23 protein-coding genes are annotated in these 21,640 nt (G+C 62.5%); 10 read left to right on the forward strand and 13 right to left on the reverse strand.

The window, feature by feature from the left end:
• Position 1 precedes the first annotated feature (1 nt).
• Both CFI11_RS06595 and CFI11_RS06600 read left to right on the forward strand, forming a co-directional pair.
• A complete protein-coding gene (locus CFI11_RS06595) occupies positions 2–352 on the forward strand; it encodes an H-type lectin domain-containing protein (protein WP_130404246.1) in 351 nt (116 codons plus the stop codon).
• A 75-nt stretch (positions 353–427) separates the two neighbouring features.
• A complete protein-coding gene (locus CFI11_RS06600; RefSeq protein ID WP_130404248.1) occupies positions 428–1,168 on the forward strand; it encodes a DUF4344 domain-containing metallopeptidase in 741 nt (246 codons plus the stop codon).
• Between the two features lie 6 nt (positions 1,169–1,174).
• Here the strand turns inward: CFI11_RS06600 and CFI11_RS06605 are convergent, their stop codons facing one another.
• Positions 1,175–2,194 (reverse strand): ribose-phosphate pyrophosphokinase, encoded by a 1,020-nt coding sequence (locus CFI11_RS06605; RefSeq protein WP_130404250.1) that lies wholly within the window; start codon positions 2,192–2,194, stop codon positions 1,175–1,177.
• A 103-nt stretch (positions 2,195–2,297) separates the two neighbouring features.
• Between CFI11_RS06605 and CFI11_RS06610 the strand changes: the two genes are divergently transcribed.
• The gene (locus tag CFI11_RS06610) at positions 2,298–2,900 is read left to right on the forward strand and encodes a 2-hydroxychromene-2-carboxylate isomerase (protein ID WP_130404252.1); all 603 of its coding nucleotides are present in this window, start codon (positions 2,298–2,300) and stop codon (positions 2,898–2,900) included.
• On the forward strand, positions 2,897–3,691 hold the full coding sequence (locus tag CFI11_RS06615; RefSeq protein ID WP_130404254.1) for an alpha/beta fold hydrolase: 795 nt from the start codon (positions 2,897–2,899) through the stop codon (positions 3,689–3,691). Before CFI11_RS06610 ends, CFI11_RS06615 begins: the two co-directional genes overlap by 4 nt.
• Positions 3,692–3,789: 98 nt before the next feature.
• On the opposite strand, the gene CFI11_RS06620 is transcribed toward CFI11_RS06615, so the two are convergent.
• The 9 genes from CFI11_RS06620 to CFI11_RS06660 form a co-directional block, all read right to left on the reverse strand.
• Positions 3,790–4,830: a low specificity L-threonine aldolase gene (locus CFI11_RS06620; protein WP_130404256.1), complete on the reverse strand. Its 1,041-nt coding sequence runs from the start codon at positions 4,828–4,830 to the stop codon at positions 3,790–3,792.
• Positions 4,830–5,300, reverse strand: a complete 471-nt coding sequence (locus tag CFI11_RS06625) for a YcgN family cysteine cluster protein (RefSeq protein WP_130404258.1) — start codon at positions 5,298–5,300, stop codon at positions 4,830–4,832. Before CFI11_RS06625 ends, CFI11_RS06620 begins: the two co-directional genes overlap by 1 nt.
• Complete coding sequence (locus CFI11_RS06630; protein ID WP_130404260.1) at positions 5,297–6,229, reverse strand: bifunctional riboflavin kinase/FAD synthetase; 933 nt, start codon at positions 6,227–6,229, stop codon at positions 5,297–5,299. Before CFI11_RS06630 ends, CFI11_RS06625 begins: the two co-directional genes overlap by 4 nt.
• A gap of 78 nt (positions 6,230–6,307) precedes the next feature.
• Positions 6,308–6,751: a MaoC family dehydratase gene (locus tag CFI11_RS06635; RefSeq protein ID WP_130404262.1), complete on the reverse strand. Its 444-nt coding sequence runs from the start codon at positions 6,749–6,751 to the stop codon at positions 6,308–6,310.
• A gap of 101 nt (positions 6,752–6,852) precedes the next feature.
• Positions 6,853–7,728 carry a TIGR01459 family HAD-type hydrolase gene (locus CFI11_RS06640; protein WP_130404264.1) on the reverse strand — a complete coding sequence of 292 codons (876 nt, stop codon included), beginning with the start codon at positions 7,726–7,728 and terminating at the stop codon, positions 6,853–6,855.
• Between the two features lie 83 nt (positions 7,729–7,811).
• Positions 7,812–9,323 carry a proline/glycine betaine ABC transporter permease gene (locus CFI11_RS06645; RefSeq protein ID WP_130404266.1) on the reverse strand — a complete coding sequence of 504 codons (1,512 nt, stop codon included), beginning with the start codon at positions 9,321–9,323 and terminating at the stop codon, positions 7,812–7,814.
• Between the two features lie 10 nt (positions 9,324–9,333).
• Positions 9,334–10,383, reverse strand: coding sequence for a glycine betaine/L-proline ABC transporter ATP-binding protein (locus CFI11_RS06650; protein WP_130404268.1), 1,050 nt, complete (start codon positions 10,381–10,383; stop codon positions 9,334–9,336).
• A gap of 105 nt (positions 10,384–10,488) precedes the next feature.
• Complete coding sequence (locus tag CFI11_RS06655; RefSeq protein ID WP_130404270.1) at positions 10,489–11,454, reverse strand: glycine betaine ABC transporter substrate-binding protein; 966 nt, start codon at positions 11,452–11,454, stop codon at positions 10,489–10,491.
• Positions 11,455–11,485: 31 nt separating this feature from the next.
• Positions 11,486–13,807, reverse strand: a complete 2,322-nt coding sequence (locus CFI11_RS06660; protein ID WP_130404272.1) for a DUF1989 domain-containing protein — start codon at positions 13,805–13,807, stop codon at positions 11,486–11,488.
• Between the two features lie 113 nt (positions 13,808–13,920).
• On the opposite strand from CFI11_RS06660, the gene CFI11_RS06665 reads away from it, so the two are divergent.
• The gene (locus CFI11_RS06665; protein ID WP_130404274.1) at positions 13,921–14,916 is read left to right on the forward strand and encodes a LacI family DNA-binding transcriptional regulator; all 996 of its coding nucleotides are present in this window, start codon (positions 13,921–13,923) and stop codon (positions 14,914–14,916) included.
• Positions 14,917–14,958: 42 nt separating this feature from the next.
• Here the strand turns inward: CFI11_RS06665 and CFI11_RS06670 are convergent, their stop codons facing one another.
• Together CFI11_RS06670 and CFI11_RS06675 are read right to left on the reverse strand one after the other, a co-directional pair.
• Positions 14,959–15,879 carry a manganese-dependent inorganic pyrophosphatase gene (locus CFI11_RS06670; RefSeq protein WP_130404276.1) on the reverse strand — a complete coding sequence of 307 codons (921 nt, stop codon included), beginning with the start codon at positions 15,877–15,879 and terminating at the stop codon, positions 14,959–14,961.
• A gap of 88 nt (positions 15,880–15,967) precedes the next feature.
• Complete coding sequence (locus CFI11_RS06675; protein ID WP_165390202.1) at positions 15,968–16,957, reverse strand: TraB/GumN family protein; 990 nt, start codon at positions 16,955–16,957, stop codon at positions 15,968–15,970.
• Positions 16,958–17,062: 105 nt separating this feature from the next.
• On the opposite strand from CFI11_RS06675, the gene CFI11_RS06680 reads away from it, so the two are divergent.
• Both CFI11_RS06680 and CFI11_RS06685 read left to right on the forward strand, forming a co-directional pair.
• Positions 17,063–17,539 (forward strand): GNAT family N-acetyltransferase, encoded by a 477-nt coding sequence (locus tag CFI11_RS06680; RefSeq protein WP_165390203.1) that lies wholly within the window; start codon positions 17,063–17,065, stop codon positions 17,537–17,539.
• 33 nt (positions 17,540–17,572) lie between these two features.
• Positions 17,573–18,268: a DUF2161 domain-containing phosphodiesterase gene (locus tag CFI11_RS06685; RefSeq protein ID WP_130404282.1), complete on the forward strand. Its 696-nt coding sequence runs from the start codon at positions 17,573–17,575 to the stop codon at positions 18,266–18,268.
• On the opposite strand, the gene CFI11_RS06690 is transcribed toward CFI11_RS06685, so the two are convergent.
• Positions 18,238–18,627: a hypothetical protein gene (locus CFI11_RS06690; RefSeq protein ID WP_130404284.1), complete on the reverse strand. Its 390-nt coding sequence runs from the start codon at positions 18,625–18,627 to the stop codon at positions 18,238–18,240. The genes CFI11_RS06685 and CFI11_RS06690 overlap by 31 nt on opposite strands.
• Before the next feature lie 257 nt (positions 18,628–18,884).
• On the opposite strand from CFI11_RS06690, the gene groES reads away from it, so the two are divergent.
• The 3 genes from groES (at position 18,885) to CFI11_RS06705 (ending at position 21,607) form a co-directional block, all read left to right on the forward strand.
• Positions 18,885–19,172: a co-chaperone GroES gene (gene groES / locus CFI11_RS06695; RefSeq protein WP_130404286.1), complete on the forward strand. Its 288-nt coding sequence runs from the start codon at positions 18,885–18,887 to the stop codon at positions 19,170–19,172.
• A gap of 77 nt (positions 19,173–19,249) precedes the next feature.
• Positions 19,250–20,896, forward strand: a complete 1,647-nt coding sequence (gene groL / locus CFI11_RS06700; RefSeq protein WP_130404288.1) for a chaperonin GroEL — start codon at positions 19,250–19,252, stop codon at positions 20,894–20,896.
• A gap of 171 nt (positions 20,897–21,067) precedes the next feature.
• A complete protein-coding gene (locus CFI11_RS06705) occupies positions 21,068–21,607 on the forward strand; it encodes a GNAT family N-acetyltransferase (RefSeq protein WP_130404290.1) in 540 nt (179 codons plus the stop codon).
• Positions 21,608–21,640 lie beyond the last annotated feature (33 nt).

Genomic DNA, 21,640 nt, shown 5'->3' on the forward strand with positions numbered 1-21,640 from the left:
TATGAAGCGTATCCCGTCCCATCTTATTGGCGTCGATCAGGGCGATGTCGTGCTGTTCTCCGAATACGAAAACGGGGGTAGCATGTGGACAGGCCATGGCGCCCGCGAACGTCGGATGAAGGTGAAGTTCAGCGATGTTTTTCGCGCGCCGCCGGTGGTCCATGTCTCGACGTCGCTGTTGGACATTGCGACGGGTCCGTCTCTCCGTGCGGATATCACTACCGACAAAATCACCGTGCAGGGTTTTGAGATTGTGTTCAGAACCTGGGAAGACAGTCGCGTCGCTCGCATTCGGGCGGCCTGGATGGCGATCGGTCCTCTCGAAAACGAGGAGGAGTGGGAACTTTACTAACTCCGGCGCCCGCCCTGTTGGCGTCTGTCTCGGGCCCTGTTAGCCTGCCCGACGACGCAACAAGGCGGTGGCGACATGCGAAGAGGAGTGATCCGCGGTCTTGCCGCGGCCTGGTTTGCCTTCGGCGCGGGCATGGCAAGTGCCGAGATGCCCAGCTTTACCAGGAACGTGACGACGCATGTTGTGATCCACGAGTTGGCACATGCCTTGATCCGGGAATTTGATCTGCCGGTTCTCGGCAACGAAGAGGTCATCGCTGACGCCTTCGCGACGCTCTTTATCGCCCGCGTGCTTCCGGACAGAGCCGAAGACATCGTAAAGGACCGGGCGCGATCCTGGTGGATCGAGGCAGACGGGCAGGAGGTCGATCTGCAGGGGGAACATCCCCCCGATGCGCGCCGGGCCTATCGCGCGGTCTGTCTGCTTTATGGCTATGATCCTGCAGCCTATGCAGATCTTCCAGCCTGGGCCGGTTTGTCCGATGACGATGCAGCCGCTTGTGCCGATTCCGCACCCGAGATTGCGCGCAGCTGGCGGCGGATGCTCCGGTCGTATGTTCTGCCGGAGGGGACGGGCACACGCGAATTCCGCATCCTTTACGGCGATGGCCCGATGGAGCTGGAGATGCGGCAATCAGGTCTGATGGAAGAGCTGGGCGCGCTGATTGCCCGCTTCGATTGGCATTCCCGCATCACCTTGCTCTTCGATCATTGCGACGGGGGCGCTGTCTGGAGCCGGAGCAGGCGCACCATACGGCTTTGCGATGATTATGTGGCGCGTTTCAATACTCAAGCGGGGATGCCTCACCCCCGCTAAGCGCGCTTAACCGGTGGAATAGAGGGTCTCGTAAATCGGGGTGAGCGTTGTCGCTTCGAAAAGCGAGGAGACCGACGTGCCGTTCCAGATGTTGAGGATGGCTTGGGCAAAGACGGGTGCGGTCGGCACGATCCGGATATTTCCGGCGCCCTTGATCGCTTCTGTCGGCTGGATCGAATCCGTGATGACCAGCGATTTCATCACTGATTTCGTCACACGCTCCACCGCTGGTCCACTCATCACGCCGTGGCTGATGTAAGCGTGCACCTCCTTCGCGCCATGCTCAAGCAGGACGTCCGCCGCCTTGCAGAGCGTTCCGGCGGTATCGCACATGTCGTCCACGATCAGGCAGACCTTGTCCGTGACATCGCCGATCACCGTCATCTCGGCCACCTCTCCGGGTTTCTCCCGCCGTTTGTCCACGATGGCGAGAGGGGAGTTGATCCGCTTTGCCAACTCTCTTGCGCGGGCAACGCCCCCGACATCGGGTGAGACCACCATCAACTCATCCATCTGGCTGGCGAAAGTGGTGCGGATATCCAGCGCAAAGATCGGCGAGGCATAAAGGTTGTCCACCGGGATATCGAAAAAGCCCTGGATCTGTGCGGCATGCAGGTCCATGGTCAGCACCCTCTCGATCCCCGCGCCGACCAGCATGTTGGCAACCAGCTTTGCACTGATCGGCGTGCGTGCCTTTGTGCGGCGGTCCTGACGGGCATAGCCGAAATAGGGCAGAACGGCCGTGATCCGCGCCGCGGAGGACCGGCGCAGCGCGTCGGCCATGATCAGAAGCTCCATCAGGTTGTCATTGGCGGGGTTGGAGGTTGGCTGGATGAGGAACATGTCCTCGCCGCGGACATTCTCGAACACCTCGACGAAGATCTCTCCATCGTTGAAGCGTTCGACGCGTGCATCGACCAGCCCGGTATGCACGCCCCTGTGCATGGTCATTCTGCGTGCGATGGCCTCCGCCAGTGGGCGGTTGGCGTTCCCAGCGATCAGCTTGGGTTCGTTCAGTTGTGGCATGAAAAGCGGTCCCGGTCAGCGGATATGTGACAGATTCGTGATGTTGACACCGCTTAGCACGGCCTTACCGTCCCGCAAAGTTTTGCCGGGAGTGACGCACGGAATGCCACATATTGACTACTATTTTGCGACACTGTCGCCCTACACCTATCTTGCGGGCACCCGGCTTGAGGATATCGCCGCACGCCATGGTGCTACGATCGCGTATAAGCCGCTCGACATCATGACGCTCTTTTCCAGAACGGGCGGCACACCTCCGAAGGATCGGCATCCCGCGCGCCAGGAATACCGCGCGCAGGAACTTGTGCGGCAAGCCCGGAAGCTGGGTATGCCGTTCAACCTGACCCCCGCGCATTGGCCCACCAACCCCGCGCCATCCTCCTATGCGTTTGTGGCGGCAGCCAAAGACGGATCGGGCGATCTGGGCGCGCTGGTGCACGCCCTGACGCGGTCGTGTTGGGCGGATGAGAAGGACATTGCCGACGACGAGGTCATTCGCACTTGCCTGCAGGAGGCTGGTTTCGATCCCGCTCTGGCCGACAGCGGCCTGCTGGTCGGTGCGGAAACCTACGCCGCCAATCTTGAAGAAGCAGTGGAGCGTGGCGTTTTCGGCGCGCCATTCTATATCACCGGGGATGATGAACGGTTCTGGGGTCAGGACCGCCTCGAGGATCTGGATATGTATCTGAAAGCAAAGTCGGAATGAGCGTGGAGACGGCAGACATCTACGCGACCCAGTTGGGTGGGGGCGCACGTCACGCTCTCGCGCTGCACTGCACGCTTGCGCATAGCGGCGCATGGGGCCGTCTGGCCGAGCACACGGAGGATGCGCTGCGCTTTACCGCGATTGACATGCCAAGCCACGGGCGCAGCGCAGACTGGGACGGTCGGGGCGATTTTCAGGACGTCGTCGTTAACGCCGCGGAACCGTTCCTGCAGGAGCCCATGGATCTGATCGGGCATTCATTCGGGGCCACCGTTGCCTTGCGTCTTGCTTTGAAACACCCCCGGAAGGTGCGCAGCCTGACGCTGATCGAGCCCGTGTTTTTTGCCGTCGCTTTGGCGGACCGTCCGGACACGGTGCGGGACCACGACGCGCTGGCGGGTGATTTCAATGCCGCGATCGAAGCCGGAGACATGGAACTGGCCGCGCGCCTTTTCAACCGCATGTGGGGCGATGGGCCAAAGTGGCCTGACATGCCAAAAGCCTTGCGGGCGGCGATGACACGCGCAATCCACGTGGTGCCGTCCTGCAAGCCTGCGATTTACGACGACGTTCACGGCCTGCTCGCCCCTGGCATTCTGTCTCGTGCGGATATGCCCGTGCTCCTGATCAGGGGAAGCACGTCGTTGCCGATCATGGCAGCGGTTAATGACGGTCTTGCCAAGCGCCTGCCCGATGCCCGTAACGAGGTGATCGAAGGCGCCGGCCATATGGCGCCGATCACCCACCCGGCCGAAACCGCACGTTTGCTCAAGGCATTTCTGGACGGGTAGCCCACGTTATCTTTTGCGAGATGACGTGGTCGTGCCACATTACTCTGTCACGCGGCGGGGAGTTCGGCGGTGCCTGACAGCGGGGGCTCAGCCGAAAATCAGTTGGTGTGGCTCAGAAACTTGTCGACCTCGTCCCGCGTCAGCGACCAGTCGCAGACAAACCGGGCGGTAAGTGGTTCATCAGGGTCCGCGCCGTCAAGCTCTCCGGACCAGAGGTAGTAGACAGCGCCGGCCTCGTGCAGGCGCTTGTGAACCGCGCGGGACAGCGATGCGAAGATCATGTTGGCTTGAGGGGGATAAAGAAAATCCGCGCCCGCCGCGCGCAGCCCGTCGGCGAGATAGGCGCAGGTCTCGTTCGCCTGGCGCGCCAGCGTGAGCCAGAGATCATCCTTCAGATATCCGGCCATCTGGGCTGACAAATAGCGGTGTTTGGAAAAGAGGTGCGCGCCGCGTTTCCGTCGCAGCTCGAACTCCCAGGCCTTTGACGGGTCGAAGAAGATGACCGCTTCGACACCCATCAGGCCGTTCTTGGTCCCTCCGAAACTGACGGCATCAACACCGGCCCGCCAGGTCATGTCCGCCGGGCTGGCGTTGAGGGTCACGAGCGCGTTGGCAAATCGCGCGCCGTCGAGGTGAACCGGCAGATCGTAGGATTTGGCGATCGACGCAAGAGCGGTGAGTTCGGTCACGGTGTAGACGGAGCCGCGCTCTGTCACCTGGGTCAGGGCGACCGGCCCGCGCTGGGGACCATGAACGCCGCGCGACCCTTCCTTCAGGATCGCCGCTTCCAGGGCCTCGGGCGTGATCTTGTCACCGGACCGGATCAGGGTAAGCTTGGCCCCACCGGTGTAGAATTCCGGGGCATTGCATTCATCCTCGTGGATATGCGCCACTTCAGAGCAGAAAACGGTCTGGAACGGGTCACAGAGCGTCGCAAGCGCCAATGCGTTGGCACCGGTGCCGGTTGCGATAAGATAGATCGCGGCGTCGGGCGCTTCGAAGATGTCTCTCAGCCGGGTGCGGACCTCTTCCATCCATGGATCCGCGCCATATGGCATGGCGTAGCCGTGATTGGCATCGACCAGCGCTTGCATGACCTGGGGATGGACCGGCCCGGCATTGTCAGAGGCAAAGAACATCAGACAGGCTCCTCGATAATATGGTCTTCCCACTCGTCTTCGGGAACATCGAACTCCGACAGGGTCCAGTTGCGAACCGAGACGCCTGCCTCATGCACGCTGTCGGCATGACCGGAAATCAGGGGGTGCCAGTCGTAGAGAGGCTTGCCCTCCCAAAGCAGCCGGTACGCACAGGTGGCCGGCATCCAGTATGCATGACTGTCGAGGTTGTCAGGCCGCAACACAATGCAATCGGGCACAAAGGCGTGCCGGTTCTCGTAATGCGCGCAGCGACAGGTGCTGTCGTCGAGCAAACGGCAGGCGATGCGGGTGAGGGCGACCGCGCCACTGTCTTCGTCCTCCAGCTTGTTGAGGCAGCATTTGCCGCAACCGTCGCAAAGCGCCTCCCATTCCTTTTGGCTGAGCTTTTCAAGCGGCTTGCGTTCCCAGAAGCGATGCGAAAGACCATCCCGGTCGATGGGATCCGTCATAGGGCTGCCAGGATCGCACGGGCCTGCGCGCTGTCCGCGTCCATCTGGGCGATGAGGGTGTCGAGGCTTTCGAACGTTTCTTCGGGGCGGAGATGGTCGATCAGACCCACGGAAAGTGTGGCCCCGTAAAGATCGCCAGAGAAATCGAAAAGGAAGGTTTCGAGATTGGGGCGGTTTTCGCCAAACATCGGGCGGACCCCCATGGAAGCTACGCCGTGATAGCTTCCCGCGTGGGGACCGTCGAGCACATCGACAAGAACGGCGTAGACGCCAAATGCCGGGGGATGGAGGCCGTCAATGGACATGTTCGCGGTCGGGTAGCCGAGATCGCGACCCCTTTGTTCGCCACCGATCACAGGGCCTTCGATGCGGTGCCAATGGCCGAGCATAGCCGCCGCGTCCCGAGGACGCCCATCGCTGAGGGCGGTGCGGATCGCAGTGGACGAGACTGTGTCACGGCTTTGTTCAAGAAGCGGGGCAATGGTGACGCCAAACCCCATCTCGTCCCCGAAGGTCAGGAGGTGTTCGGCGGTCCCGGCACGGCCCTTGCCAAAGCAGAAATCCGCGCCAACCACGACATGAGATAGCCCCAGGCCATCGGCGATCACGTTCCGCGCGAAATCCAGAGGTGAGAGAGCGGCAAGCGAGGCGTTGAAGTTCAGCTCATAAAGCCTTTGGACACCGAGTTTTTCAAGGCGGCTTGCGCGGGCTTCGGGATTCATCAGCCGAAAGGGTGCGGCCTGAGGCGCGAAGTAGCTGCGGGGATGGGGTTCAAAGGTCAAAACGCCCAGCGGCGCGTCGGGGGCTGCGGTGCGGGCCAGGTCGATGACGGATTGATGGCCAAGATGCACGCCATCAAAATTGCCAATCGCGGCGCTGGCGCCGCGATCCTGGTGTTCCACAAACTGGTAGTCCCGGATAATCCGCATGGCGATTGCGTAGCGCCGTTGGCGGCACGTTGCAAGCCTTGGCGGGGACGCTCATCCGCCCGTTTGGGCGTCTTCGCGTCAGTCGAATTTGCGGCTGGGTGCGAGGACCATGGCCTCGCCGATAAGAACCTTTTTGCCGTCGACGGAGCAGTGGCAGTCGAGTTTGACCCGACGCTTGGCCATCTCGATATCGACCACCTTGACCTCGGCATAGACCATGTCGCCGGGACGGACGGGTGCCAGGAATTTTAGGGACTGGCCCATATAGACCGTGCCATGGCCCGGAAGCTGTTCGCCGATGACCGCGGAGATCAGCCCGGCGGTCAGCATGCCATGGGCGATGCGGCCCTCGAAAATCGTGTCGCGGGCATAATCGTCGTCCAGATGCACGGGGTTCCGGTCTGTCGAGACCTGGGCAAACATCTCGATATCTTCATCTGTCACCACTTTGCGCAGGTGGCGGGTCATCCCCATTTCGATGTCTTCGATGCAGATCGTGCCGCGGGGCAGATTGTCCAACATTGTCTTCTCCATCCAGACGCAAGGGTAACAAACAGGTAGAATGCGCCAACATTAGGGCAACTTTATTACTTTGCAGATGCAGAAAAGCAAGGGAAAAGTGCTTAGCGCAGATGGCCTATGGCGAAAGTTGGCGCAGACATTTCCCTTTCTAGATAGGCATTTAGCAGATCAGGGTCGGGTTGATGCGACGTTTTTGTCTCGGACGCCGCCAGTCCACCAGAGATGAAGAGAGAATCGATATCCTCGCCCATGGCGCCCTTGATGTCCGTCTGAGCCCCGTCTCCGATCGCCAGGATGTCCGTTCCCGCGATCTCTTTTCCAAGTGCCGCGAGCCGGCGGCGGGCAAGATCGTAGATCGGCGGGTGCGGCTTGCCGAAGTAGAGGCTTTCGCCGCCCATCTCGGTGTAAAGCCGCGCCAGTGCGCCGGCACACCATTCACGGGTATCCCCGCGGTCCACGACGATGTCGGGGTTGGCGCAGAGCAGTTTCATATCCTTTTGCTTGGCATAGAGAAAATCGGCGCGATTGACATCGGGATCCGCCATCGGATCGAAGGGGCCGCAGCACACGATCCCGTCCGCCTGGGCCAGGGGGACGCGTTGGATATCGACAGGATTGTCCAAAAGGCCCAACGGTTTGAAGAAATCTGCATCACGCGCCTCCTCCCCCATGAAATAGACCTTCTCTCCAACCGCCCCCCGGAACATGGCTGACCGTGCACTGTCACCGGATGTTGCTATTGTGTCCCAGGCATCGTCGGATACGCCAAACTCGCCCAGCTGCGCCTCGACACCGGCCCGAGGTTTGGGAGAGTTGGTCACCAGAACCACAATGCCGCCAGCCGAGCGATATGTCTGCAAGGCGCGGACTGCGGAGGGAATGGCGCGCACGCCGTCATGCACACAGCCCCAAAGGTCGACAAAGAGCGCCTGGTAGCGGTCGGAAATCTCGGACAATGCGGTGATGATCTGGGTCATTCGGGCCTCAAAGAGAAGGGGGTGCGTAACATGCACCCCCTCTATACCGCCGAGGTAAAGCCCGACACACCTAAATGACGGCCTCAGGTTTTGCCGGCCACGATCCGGTCAAGGATGAGCGCGCAGAACAGGATCGCGAGACCCGCCAGGATGCCTTGTCCCGCGGCAGCGTATTGCAGCGCTTCGAGCACGTCTTCCCCCAGACCTTTGGCCCCGATGAGAGAGGCGACGACCACCATGGCGAGCGACAGCAGGATCGTCTGGTTCACCCCGGCCATGATCGTCTTGGCGGCCAGAGGCAGGTCCACACGCCAGAGCAGGTAGCGGGGCGTGGCGCCGAAGGCGAGCGCGGCTTCGCGCACGGTTTCGGGGACCTGCTGCAGACCCAGCACCGTGAAGCGGATCACCGGGGGTGAGCCGAAGATCATCGTGGCCACGACGCCTGCGGGCTTGCCGGAGCCGATGAAGGCCACGACGGGGATGAGGTAGACGAAGGAGGGCATGGATTGCATGAAGTCGAGGATCGGCCGGACCACGGCGAAGACCTTGGGCCGACGCGCGCAGTAGATGCCCAGGGGGATGCCGAGGGTAATGGAGATCAGGGCGGCGGCACCCAGGAGCGCCACGGTGGTCATCGCCTTTTCCCAGAAATCCAGCAGGCCCAGATAGGCGAGCGCCGCACCGGTGAAGATGGCCACGCGCGGACCGGCGGAGAGATAGGCGAGCATCACGATAACGAGGGCCACGACGGGCCAGGGGGTTTGCACCAGCACGACCTCGATCCAGTCGAGGAGGGTGCGCATCCCGAAGGTGAGCCCATCAAAGAAGCCACGCCCAGCGGTTTTGGTCCAGTCGAACCCGGCCTGCACCCCGTCGCCCACGTCAATGCGCCAGTTGCGGTTTGTGGGGAATTGCTTGAGCAAGGCGATGGCGTCCGGTTGGGCGAACTTGATGGCGGAAAGAAGAACAACAGTGATGAAGAGCCCCACCGCGATAAGAAGGCGGGTGGGGGACCAGCCGCTCGCCACGGATTTGTCTGACCGCCAGCGGGCGAACTGGCCCTCGAGCGTCCAGTTGGCGGTTGCGGCTGCGGCGAATTTGATCACGAGCAGCATGACAAGGCCCACTGCCACGAAGGTCAGGCCGGTCGCATCGGCTTGGGTGGCAGCGGCCTGGGCATCGGCAAGTGCTGTTTCCAGCGACTCGGCGGCGCGCCTGAGCGAATCGAGCGATGAGGAGCCGGAGGCCTCCGCCGCCTCGATCTGCTGTCGGCGCAAATCAAGCGTGGCCGCGATGCTGTCGGCACGGTCACGGAATTCACGGCCCAGATCGCCAAAGAGACCACGCCCGATCTGGATATAGGCAAAGGTTTCGAGCACCAGAAAGCCCAGGAACCACGACCAGAGGCCGCGCGCGCCGAACCAGATAGGCCCCAGCAGGGCGGCGGCCCAGTTGAGGGTGAAGCGATACCCCGGCGCCTCCATCATGTAGCCAAAGACGCGGCGGTAATACTCGGCGCTCTGACCGGCGAAGGTGTCGATCAGCGTGTTCATGCGCTCGGCGGTTTCGGGTTTGATCTGCTGTGGCTGATGCATGGCGGCCCCCTTACGCATGATTGCTTTGGATCGCGCGGATCAGGCCCGCACGGTTGATGACGCCCACCGTCTTGCCGTCCTGGGTGACGGCGACTACGCCGTGGCCGTCGACACAGAGGTCCATGAGATCGGCGAGGTCCATGTCGGGATGCGCTTCCTTGGCGTCGTGCGGCAGTTCGCCGTGATGGGCCGTGAATTCATCCACCGGTTTCATCACTGAATGCGCGAAGATCATGTTCAGCTTGGAGATGCCGGCTACGAAGTCCGACACGTAGTCGTCGGCGGGGTTGAGGATGATCTCTTCGGGCGTACCGATCTGCACGATGCGACCGTCTTTCATGATGGCGATGCGGTTGCCGATACGGATCGCCTCGTCCAGATCATGGGTGATGAACATCGTGGTCTTCTTCAGCTTCTGGCTGAGGTCCATGAACTGGTCCTGCAACTGCTTGCGGATCAGCGGATCGAGGGCAGAGAAGGGTTCATCCATCAAGAGGATCTCAGGGTCGGAGGCGATGGCACGGGCGAGGCCCACGCGCTGCTGCATGCCGCCCGACAGCTCATGGGCGTATTTGTCCTCCCAGCCGGAGAGCTCCACAAGGTCGAGGACGCGGTCAGCCTCTTCCCAGCGGCGGGCCTTGCCGGTGCCGCGGATCTCCAACGGCATGGCGACGTTGTCGCGGACGGTGCGGTGCGGCATGAGGCCAAAGTTCTGGAACACCATCGCGACGCGGCGGTTGCGCAGATCGCGCAAGGCATCCGGCCCGAGGCCCATGACGTCCTCATCGCCGATCAGGATCTGCCCAGCGGTGGGTTCGAGCAGGCGGTTGACGTGACGCACCAGCGTGGATTTACCCGAGCCCGACAGTCCCATCACGCAGAAAAGCTCACCCTTTTCGATCTCGAAACTGGCATCTGCGACACCCACGACACAGCCAAAGCGTTCAAGCACTTCGGGTTTGCCCAAGCCTTCGGAATGGATCGCGGCGAGGGCTTCGTCGGCACGATCACCAAAGACTTTCCAGACGCCACGGGCGTCGATTGCAATCTCCTGAGCCATCTCAGCCCTCGTTCTTGTTCGTTATGGGTTTATAGACCCGGTTCCGGTTACCCTAGGGTAACCGGAACCGGGAAGATCCCGGGCCAGTGGTCCGGGACGGGGAGATCAGTTCAGGCCGAGCCAGCCGTCGACGATGTCACCGTTCGCCGCGATCCAGTCTGAGACGACGGCGTCGATCTCGTTGCCCTGCACGACGACTTCGTAGGTCAGTTTCGACAGCTCATCCGCGTTCATGTCGATATTGGCGAGGAAGGACGCCGCAGCCGAGTTGCGGTCGTTCAGCGAGTTGGAATAGGCCACGCGGACGGTTTTGACCTGGTCGCCGCTGGTGATCTTGGACTTGTTGAACCAGTCGGCATCCTGATCGGCGCTGACCATCATGTATTCGTCGGGGTTATGCGGCGGCTCTTCGATCATGGTCACGTCGTAGAGCGCGTGCACGTAATGGGGCTTGTAGCAGTAGAAGACGACGCCCTGCTCCTGGTCGATGGCGTCCTTGAGGCGTGCATAGAAGACGGTTTCGTCTTCGGTGGTGGGCTCAAGGAACGTCTCGATGCCGTAATCGCGCACCTTCACCTTGTGCACATTGGTGGAGGCCCAGCCGGAGGCGCCGACCCAGATCTCGCCCTTGCCGTCGCCATTCGCGTCGAACAGCTCCTGCGCCATCGGCGTGCCGAGGTCGAAGACGGATTTGATATTGTGCTCTTCGGCCATGTAGGTGGGTGTGCAGAAGCCCGAGCGACCCTCATAAGAGCCGGAGGAGAGGGAGACGGTGCCTTTCTGATCCACATATTCGTCCGTGAACGACGCTTGGTTGGGCAGCCAGACATCGGGGTGGACGTCGATGTCGCCACGCCCGCCATCCATCGCTGCGAAGATCACCGCATTGGCGCCGGGGGCATAGCCGACCTCGCCGCCGAGGCGATTTTCGATGACCTGGCCGATCACATTGGCCATGATCTTGGCGCCGGGCCAACTCGGCTCGCCGATCATGACCTTGTCTTGCGCGGCGCCGGCTGTCGCGGTGACGGCGACCAGCGCGGAGGCGGCGAGGGTTTTGATATGGTTCATTTTTCTCTCCTGTTGGTTTTGGTATGGGCCGTCAGGCCCGTGCCCGCTTGCGCTGCGGGTCTATGAAGGGGATTGAGGTGACCGTGGCCGAGAGGCGTTTCATTCGCCCGTCCATCTGGCCGATGTCAAGGATCATGCCATCCGTGGCGTGCTCGACGCTCAGCCGCGCCATGGCGATGGCCCGTTCAAGGCTGGGGGAGCGGGTGGCCGACGTAACGATGCCGACTTCACGCTCTCCGGCAAGGACGGGGGAGCCGTGGGCTGGGACGTCGTCACACTCCAGAAGCAGTCCCTTGAGGACGCGGCGCGGGTCGCGGGCGTTGCGGGTCAGGGCGTCCTTGCCGGTGAAGTCGGACTTGTTCAGATCGACGGCGAAGCCAAGCCCGGCCTCGAACGCGTCGATGCCGGGGGCGAATTCCGCGTGGGACGCGGCAAGGCCGGCTTCTATGCGGATCGTTTCAAGAGCGGCGGAGCCCATGGGCTTGATGCCGTAAGGCTGACCCGCCTCCATCAGCGCATCCCAGAGCGGCACAGCGTCGGATGCGGCGCAGAAGAGCTCATAGCCCAGCTCGCCGGTATAGCCGGAGCGGGAGAGCATGAAGGGCAGACCCTCGCGGTCCTTCAGCCGGGCCATGGTGACGCCGAACCAGCGTATATCGTCCAGAGCGGGCACATGCGGCTGGGTGAAGACGATCTCACGCAACAGATCGCGGGAATTCGGGCCTTGCAGGGCGAGGTTCGGGAGCGCGCTGCGCATCGCCTTGATGCGCACCTGCAGCCCGTGTTCGGTGGCCAGCGCATCCAAAGCGCGCCCGCTTTCCTCGGACCCGCAGCACCAGCGGAAAAGGCCCTCGCCTAGCCTGAAGAGCGTGCCGTCGTCGATCACGGTGCCCTGGGCGTCGCACATCAGTGCGTAGGTGCCACGCCAGACCGAGAGTTTGGAGATGTCTCGGGTCATCGCCAGTTGCAAAAGACGCTCGGCATCGGGGCCGACCACGTCGAATTTGCGCAGACCGCTCATGTCCTGAAGGGTCACGGCGTTGCGACAAGCCCAATATTCGCCGAGCGTTCCGGTGGAGGGGAACGAGACCGGCGTCCAGAGATCGCGCGCAGGGGCGAATTGCTGGGTGAGGTGGCTGAGGCGCGGATGGAACGCGGATTCCTGGCTGATCGACACGGGCGCGTCTTCCTTTTCGCGGTAAGCCACGGCGCGGCGGATAGGCGCGTCGGGCCGGTAGATGCGGACATGCACATCCGTGGGGTTCCAGCCATTGATCGGGTCAATGTCGTCGGGGCAGGCGGTGGAGACGCAGACGAGGTCGTCCATCGCTTTCAGGGCCACGTAATCGCCGGCACGGGACCAGCTTTCCTCGGACTGGATACGGTTGTCGGTGCGGTCGATCCACGAGTTGAAGAAGAAGTTGATGGCGGGCCACGCCACACGGCGCTGCACGCCGTAAGGGGCCATCGCGTCGGAGATGTTGTCGGAGCAGTTCACGTGGCCGGGAAAGCCACGCTCCTCGTAACCGCGCGCGGTACAGGCCAGCGCGAAGGTGTCGTGCCGGCCCACCGTGTCCTGCATGAGGTTCAGAAGCGGGCGCATGTCGGCGTCGAGGAATTTGTCGAAGAGACCCGGCGTCGGATAGGCGCCGCCCACGACAGAGCGGGTGACGGTGCTGTCGATCATCTGCTCAAGGCCCTGATCGAGGCCCTGAGCGCGGAACGCCATGAAGTCTGAGCATTGCTGGCCTTCGACGTCGATGATCTGGACGATCTCGCCCTTTTTGAGCGCATAAGCCTGCGCGGTGGCGCGGGAGACGGTGAATTCGTCGCGCACCTCTCCCAAAGGCGGCGGCAGGAGGGCGGCGCTGTTGGTGGCCGGCTGGCGGCTGAGGCGCAGGGGGCCGGGGGCCGCGCAGTGCACAAGCTGGCGCGCGGGCACGTCGCGGATGGCCCAGAGGGTGCAGGCCGCGTCCGTTTTGACCACCGCGATCTCGCCGTCCCCGCGCAGCTTTGCGCGCGCCGGGGAGGCGGTTGCGCCTTGCGCGTTCAGCCAGCCTGTCAGCTCCACGCTGTCGTAGTCATCGGCGCCAAGGCCCGCATCGGCTGTCAGGCCGAGAGCGCCCAGCATGTCGTGTCCGCGCGCGTCGAAAGCCATGAGCGAGAGCCAGTCTTCGTCGGTCAGGCCGGTGACGGAGAGAAGATCTCCGGGCTTCATATCGATCCGTCGGCTTTGGCGCGGGGCGAGGTCCCAGGTCTGGGTGAGGGGCGTTTGCGTGAAGCCGGGGAAGGCGCGGCCCGGCGCGGCGGGGCCTGCATTGGCAAAGGACCGAATGAGCGGTGCGGTGAGCATAGCTGTGCTCTGATTCCCGTTTGAAACTAGTACCAAAGCCTTGTGTAACTAGTTACACATGTCAACAACGATGATTGCTTTGTGACGAAATGCGGACCTGATAGAACCGGAACATGTTAAAAAAGAAGCGTGCGAACCTGAGAGATGTGGCCCGGATGTCGGGCGTATCCGTGGCGACGGTGTCACGGGTGCTGAACGCGCCCAAGGCGGTGTCGGAGCCGACGCGCGAGCGGGTACAGGCTGCGATGACGGAGTTGAAATTCATGCCGTCGGCCGCCGCACGGGCGATCAATAGCGGGCGCTCGCGCATGGTGGGGGCGCTGGTGCCCACGCTGGACCACGCGATTTTCGCGCGCTTTCTGGAGGCGTTGGAACAGCGGCTTGCGGAACTGGGGCAGTCGCTGGTGGTCTCGACCACCGGCGGCGATCCGGAGGTGGAAGCAGCCAAGGCCCGCGAATTGCTGGATGTCGGCGCCGAAGGGCTGATCGTATCGGGGATCAGCCAGAGCGGGGCGTTTTTGGAGCGGATGGAGGCGACGGATGTACCGGTCGTGGCAACGTCGTACTTCGCACCCGGGCACCTCTTTCCAACGGTGGGTTATGACAACCGGGCGGTGGCGCGGACGGCGCTGGCGCATCTGACGGGGCTGGGCCACCGGGAGATTGCGGTGGTGCATGGGCCTGTCGCGCGGAATGACCGGACGGCGGAACGGTTGGCCGCGCTTCGGGAAAGCCAAGCAAGGCTGCGGTTCTCCGAGGCGCGGTTGGGCGTGTCCGGCGGGACTGGAGCCGTGGAGGAGATTTTGCGCGCCCGGGACGGTGTCAGCGCGATCCTGTGCCTGTCGGATGTGCAGGCGCTGGGTGCGATGTTCGAATTGAGCCGTCAGGGGCTGGCGGTCCCGGACGATATCTCGCTGATGGGGATCGACGATCTGCCCTGGTCGCGTCTGAGTGCGCCGGGCCTGTCAACGGTAAGACTGCCGGTGCAGGAGATGGGCGCCCGCGCGGCAGAGGCGCTGAACGGCTGGATCGAGAGCCATGAGCGACCCGGCGCGCTGGAACTCAAGGCTGAACTGATCGTGAGGGGCTCGACCGCGCGGTTCAAATAAAAACGGCGCCCGCAGGCGCCGCTTTGATCTCTGATCCGATGCTCAGACCTTGAGGTTCGGGATGATCTGTTTCTTCCGGCTGACCACACCTGGCAGGACCACGCTGTCGCTCGTCGCCTCGGCGTCGAAGGATTTCGCCGCGACGGTTTTGACCAGATCATTGGGCACCAGCAGGGTCGATTCCTCGTTGAGGATGTCGACCACGAAAAGCAGCACCTGATCGACGCCATCTTCGGAGGCGACGGTGGTCATCGTCTCCATCAGGCTGGCCTTGCGGTCGAGCACCGTGGCGGGAGAGGTCGTCTCAAGCACGGAGACGCGGAATTTGGTGCCGTCGACCTCGTATTCCTTGGAATCCATCCGCAGAAGCTCCGCATCCGAGAAGGCGGAGACGTCGGATTTCGCGGCGAACATCTCGGCGGCGTAGGCGGGGATGTCGATGTCCAGATCCTTGGCCAGTGCCCAGGCGATGGCCTTGTCTTCCTGCGTCGTGGTCGGCGAGCGGAATTCGAGCGTGTCGCTGAGGATGCAGGACAACATCGCGCCTTTGATGCCGGTGGGCATCTGGGCCATGTCATCGCCAATCATCTTGTACATGATGGTCGCGGTGCAGGCGAGCGGCTGGATATTGATCTCGATCGGGCCTTTGGTTTCCAGCCCGCCGACCAGCTTGTGATGGTCGATGATGCCCTGGATGTCGGCGTCGTTGATGCCCTCGGGCAGTTCGGCGGGGTTGTTGGTGTCCACGATCACAACCGGAGTGTCCGCAGCCAGATCGCCCAGCATATCGGGCTTGTCGAGGTTCCAGCGGTCCAGCATGAACGCCGCTTCGGTGTTGGGTTCGCCCAGCAGGGCCGGCTTGGCGTCCTGGCCTTTGATCTGCGTGAGGTACCAGGCCCAGATGATCGGGGAGCCGGTGGAATCGGTGTCGGGCGATTTGTGGCCAAAAACGTGGATGGTCATGCGAAATGGTCCTGTTCCAGGGTCGAATTTGGCCGCGTTATAGGTACGGCGCGCGCGGATGTCACGGGCCGGTGCCTGCGACCCTTGGTCAGTCCGCAGCGACCGGTCCAAATGGCGCGCGGGTGAGCACATAGCCCTGTTTTTCAAGCAGACGGGGAAGGCCCGTTTCACCCACGAAATGCAGCGCGCCCACGGAAATTGTGATGGTCGGCGCGTCGACCTTGGCGATCTCGTCCATCCAGGCCAGGTTGCGGCGGGTCATCAGCGCCTCCTCCATCTCGGCAAAAATCGCGTCGATCTCGGCATCGGGCAGATCTGTGGTGCGCTGGGTGAGGATGCGTGACATCTCCCAGGCCTGCGCGGGCTCTTCATCGAAATAGGTGCCGGTGATGGTGGCAAACTGATCCTCGGCCAGTTCGGCGCCAGCGAGGGAGGTGAGCAGAAATTCGATCTGTTCCTCTTGCGGTGTCTCACGAAAAAGCTGGAAGAGCGTGTCATATGGCTCCAGCGCCTGCATCGGGATGCCAGCGTCTTCGGCCACGGCCATGAGGCGCTTGTCCAGGCCCAAAGGGGCCTCGCTCTGCATGCGGGCGCAGGCGGGAATGCCCAGAAGGACGGACAGCATCCAGGGCTGCGTTTTCGAGACCAGAACGCCGGGCATGCCAAGATCGGCCATCACCGTACGAAGGCGGGTCCAGTCTTCTTCGGACATCAGCTCTGGCAGGGTCGGTCCGGAGGTGATGAACATCAGTTCAGGGCGGGCGGCGATGGCGGCCTGCAGCTTTTGTTCTTCCTCAGCGGTCATTTCGAGCAGCAAAAGGTCAGAGCCCCGAACGATGTTTGCCAGCGGAGGGACCACATCCGGCCAGCGCGGATCGTTCAGATGCATGGTGCCGATCAGGTGGATCGTCTGATCGCCCCGCCGTGCGGTCCAGTGATTCCCCTCAGCATAGGGCGTTGCGGCAACGGCGGTGTCGAGAGCGGCCCGTTCTGACGGGCTGAGCGTGGTGCGCAGATCCGTCCCCGCGCAAGCGGCGAAGGCTGCGACAGGGAGCAGCACGAAGGCGAGAGCAAGCATGAGATGGCGCATACCGGCAGGCTAGGGGCTGCGTGTCAGCGACACAAGCGGGGGTTTGACGCAGACGGGGCGTGGCGGCACTCTTGCCTTTTGAGGAGGTGTGTCATGGGCGGGATCATAAGGCTGGCGAAGGTCGGAGAAGCGGAGGCACTGACTGATCTGTCACTCAGGTCGAAACGATCGAACGGATATGACCACGCTTTTATGGAAGCCTGCCGGGACGAACTGACCGTGCGCCCGGAAGATCTGGCAGACGGTACATACTGGGTGATCGAAGACGAGGACCTTGCGGCCTGTGCCTGCCTGCAGATCGACAGGGCGTCCGGATCGGGTGAGGTGCACAGCTTTTTTGTTGATCCAGACCGAAAGGGGCAGGGGATCGGCAAAGCGCTCTGGGCGCATCTGGTTAGAGAGGCGCGTCAGCACGATCTGAACGGGCTAGTTCTGGATGCGGATCCGCATGCGGTGGGCTTTTATCAGGCAATGGGGTGTGTGGAGGCCGGTCTAACCCCCTCGGGGTCTATTCCCGGGCGGATGTTGCCGCGCATGCACCTGGACCTCGGCGCCCACGTGCTGGAATAGACTTTTGGCCCCGGCGGGCCTAGGCCGGTATCTATGGAGCGCGAGAGTGATCTTTATCCGCCAATAAAGGCCCTGCTGGACCGGCAGGGATATGTCGTGAAGGGCGAGGTGGGCGCCGCCGATATCGTGGCGCAGCGCGAAGGCGACGCGCTGGTGATCGTAGAGCTCAAACTACGCTTTGCCCTTGCGCTGTTTCACCAGGCGGTCGCGCGGCTCGCGGTGACCGATCACGTCTATGTTGCTGTCGCGCGGCCGAAGGGGCGCACGGCACGGCGGGCGTTGAAAGACAACCTGGCCCTTTGCCGCCGGTTGGGCTTGGGCCTGATGACCGTCAGGGACGATGGCCGCGTGGAGGTGCATTGCGATCCCGGACCCTACGCGCCACGCAAGTCCAAGAAACGTCAGGCACGGCTGCTGCGTGAGTTTGACCGGATGCAGGGAGATCCGAATGCCGGCGGGGCCACGCGGCACGGGATCGTCACGGCCTACCGGCAGGATGCGCTCCGCTGTGCCGCGCATCTGGCCGAGACGGGTCCGTGCAAGGGCGCCGCGGTCGCGCGTGCGACGGGCGTGGCGCGTGCGACCCGATTGATGGCGGACAATCATTATGGATGGTTCGAGCGGGTCGAAAAAGGCACTTATGCGCTGACAGATGAGGGATCCGCCGGGCTGGTGCATTGGGCCTATAGCTGGGAGCGTCACGATCCAGGGCGGTCAAGCGGGTCGTAGCTGCGCAGCCAATGGGTCATCTGCCACCGGATAAGGTAATCCCGGCTCATACTGTGATAGCGAACACCGGCCATTTCCGCCGCGGCGCGAATGCGCGTCTCATAGGGCCCGACCCGACCATCGGTGTCGATCAGCAGAACCTGAGGGTGCTTACCCGTCAGATGCGCCGCGAAAAGCGCTTGTTGAACACTGTCGAGGGAGGAGCGCCTGTCGAGCCCGACCTCGATCACGTGGCTTGCGGTTTCGCAATCGACGCGCACGCGGTGCAGATCGTAGCCGACCGAATAGCCGTGGCTCCGTTCTGTTTCTCCGCCGGCAATCAGCGTACAAAAGATCGCCGCCAGGGCAATCTCACCCATTTCCTCACCTCAACCCGTTAACCCGTGTTAACGAATAGCAGATGGCTGCGGGTGACGCGAACGGACATTTCCAGCATCGGTTAAGACGCTGCGCTGCCACAGGTTTCGGTTTGCGAGAATTTCACACAAAGGCCCGTTGACTCGCCTGGCCTGGTTTCTTAAGTCAGCGCCGTTAGCACTCGACAGATATGAGTGCTAACGGCCCCGCGGGTTGCGGGGTCAAGGGAGAAAACTTTGAGCCTCAAGGAGCTGCAAAGATGGCATTGAAACCGCTTCATGACCGGGTGCTGGTGCGCCGCGTGGAAAGCGACGAGAAAACCGCAGGCGGACTGATCATCCCCGACAGCGCGAAAGAAAAGCCGAGCGAGGGCGAAGTCGTCGCCATCGGTGAAGGCGCGCGCAAGGACAGCGGTGAGCTGATTCCGATGGCCGTGAAGGCCGGCGACAAGATCCTGTTCGGCAAGTGGTCCGGCACCGAGGTCAGCCTCGATGGCGAAGAGCTGCTGATGATGAAGGAAAGCGACATCATGGGGATCATCGAGTAAGCGATCCGGCTGCTCGGGCGGTGGGGTGACCCGCGCCGCACATCCTCATTTCAACAGATTCTCAAAGGAGAAAAGACATGGCTGCTAAGGACGTCAAATTCGACACCGATGCCCGCGACCGCATGCTGCGCGGCGTGAACATTCTGGCTGATGCCGTGAAGGTGACGCTGGGCCCCAAAGGCCGCAACGTGGTTCTGGACAAATCCTTCGGCGCACCGCGCATCACCAAGGACGGTGTGTCGGTTGCCAAGGAAATCGAGCTGGAAGACAAGTTCGAGAACATGGGCGCGCAGATGGTGAAGGAAGTCGCTTCCCGCACCAACGACGAAGCCGGTGACGGCACCACCACGGCAACCGTGCTGGCGCAATCCATCGTCAAGGAAGGCATGAAGTCGGTTGCGGCTGGCATGAACCCGATGGACCTGAAGCGCGGTATCGACCTGGCAACGGCCAAGGTCGTCGAAGCGATCAAGGCTGCGTCGCGCGAAGTCAAAGACAGCGATGAGGTTGCACAGGTCGGCACCATCTCGGCCAATGGCGAAGCGGAAATCGGCCGTCAGATCGCGGATGCGATGCAAAAAGTCGGCAACGAAGGTGTCATCACCGTCGAAGAGAACAAAGGTCTGGAAACCGAGACCGATGTCGTTGAAGGCATGCAGTTCGACCGTGGCTACCTGAGCCCCTACTTCGTGACCAACGCGGACAAGATGACGGCAGAGCTCGAAGACTGCATGATCCTGCTGCACGAAAAGAAGCTGTCCTCGCTGCAGCCGATGGTTCCGCTGCTTGAGAGCGTGATCCAGAGCCAGAAGCCGCTCCTGATCATCGCCGAAGACGTGGAAGGCGAAGCGCTGGCGACCCTGGTGGTCAACAAGCTGCGCGGCGGCCTGAAGATCGCAGCCGTCAAGGCTCCGGGCTTCGGCGACCGTCGTAAGGCCATGCTGCAGGACATCGCGATCCTGACCGGCGGTCAGGTGATCTCGGAAGATCTGGGCATGAAGCTCGAAAACGTGACCATGGATATGCTGGGCACCGCCAAGCGCATCCAGATCACCAAGGACGAGACCACCGTGATCGACGGGACCGGCGAAAAGGCCGAGATCGAGGCACGCGTGGCGCAGATCCGTCAGCAGATCGAAGAGACCACGTCGGACTACGACCGTGAGAAGCTGCAAGAGCGTGTGGCCAAACTGGCCGGCGGTGTTGCCGTGATCCGCGTCGGCGGCATGACCGAGGTTGAAGTGAAAGAGCGTAAGGATCGCGTCGATGACGCACTGAACGCAACCCGCGCTGCTGTGCAGGAAGGCGTTGTCGTGGGCGGCGGTGTCGCTCTGGTTCAGGGCGGCAAGGCGCTGGACGGTCTGGAAGGCGAAAACTCCGACCAGAACGCAGGCATCGCCATCGTGCGCAAGGCCATCGAGGCGCCGCTGCGTCAGATCGCTGAAAACGCAGGTGTCGACGGTGCGGTTGTCGCCGGCAAGGTTCGCGAAAGCACCGACACGGCGTTCGGCTTTAACGCCCAGACCGAAACCTATGGCGATCTCTTCGCGGACGGCGTGATCGACCCGGCCAAGGTTGTGCGGACGGCTCTGGAGGACGCAGCTTCCATCGCGGGTCTGCTGATCACGACCGAAGCCATGGTTGCCGACAAGCCCGCCAAGGAAGGCGCAGGCGCTGCCGGCGGCGGCATGCCCGACATGGGCGGCATGGGCGGCATGATGTAAGCCAGCTTTCGCTTAGCGAAAGTGACATTGTCGAACGGTTTGAGAGGTCGCCCCCGGGCGGCCTCTTTTCCGTTTGACGTCAACATAGGGGTGGAGAGGTTTGTTTGGGGGCCTTGCCCCCGTCCCTGTGGGACTCCCCCAGGATATTTTTGACCCAAAGAAGGAGGGGATATGGTCATTGGGCCGGATGTCACGCGCGCGCCGGAGACGAAGGTGGATTTTGACGAGATCGACGCGCTGTTGCGGGCAGCCTTTGGTGGCGCTGAAGAGGCGGAGCTGGTGCGGAGGCTGCGCGCGGATGGGGATATCTGGTTTGAGGCGGTGAAGCCCGCCGGGGGCCGAGCGGTTGGTGGCTATTACGCAGTGAGCCGGATGCGCGCACCGGAGGGATGGGGATGCCTGGCACCGGTAGCGGTTTGGCCGGAGATGCAGGGCGGTGCCTTGGATGCGAAGCGGCGAAAGGAGTGGCGCATCGGGTCGCGGATGATGCGGGAGCTGGTGGCCTTGATCGAGGATCCGCCGCCGGGCCTGGACCTGCCGAATTGTCTGGTGGTCCTGGGCAAACCCTCTTTTTACGAGCGGGCGGGGTTCAGCCGGGCGCGCGCGGCGCGGCTGATCACGCCTTATCCGATTGAATTTACCATGTTGGCCGGTCCGGGTGTGGATGTGCCGGAGGCCCGGCTTGTCTATCCGCCTGCCTTCGACGTGTGAAACGGGATCTTGAGCGGCTTTACCATGTCCTTT

Origin of the sequence: Thalassococcus sp. S3 (assembly GCF_004216475.1) — a bacterium.
Classification (GTDB): Bacteria; Pseudomonadota; Alphaproteobacteria; order Rhodobacterales; family Rhodobacteraceae.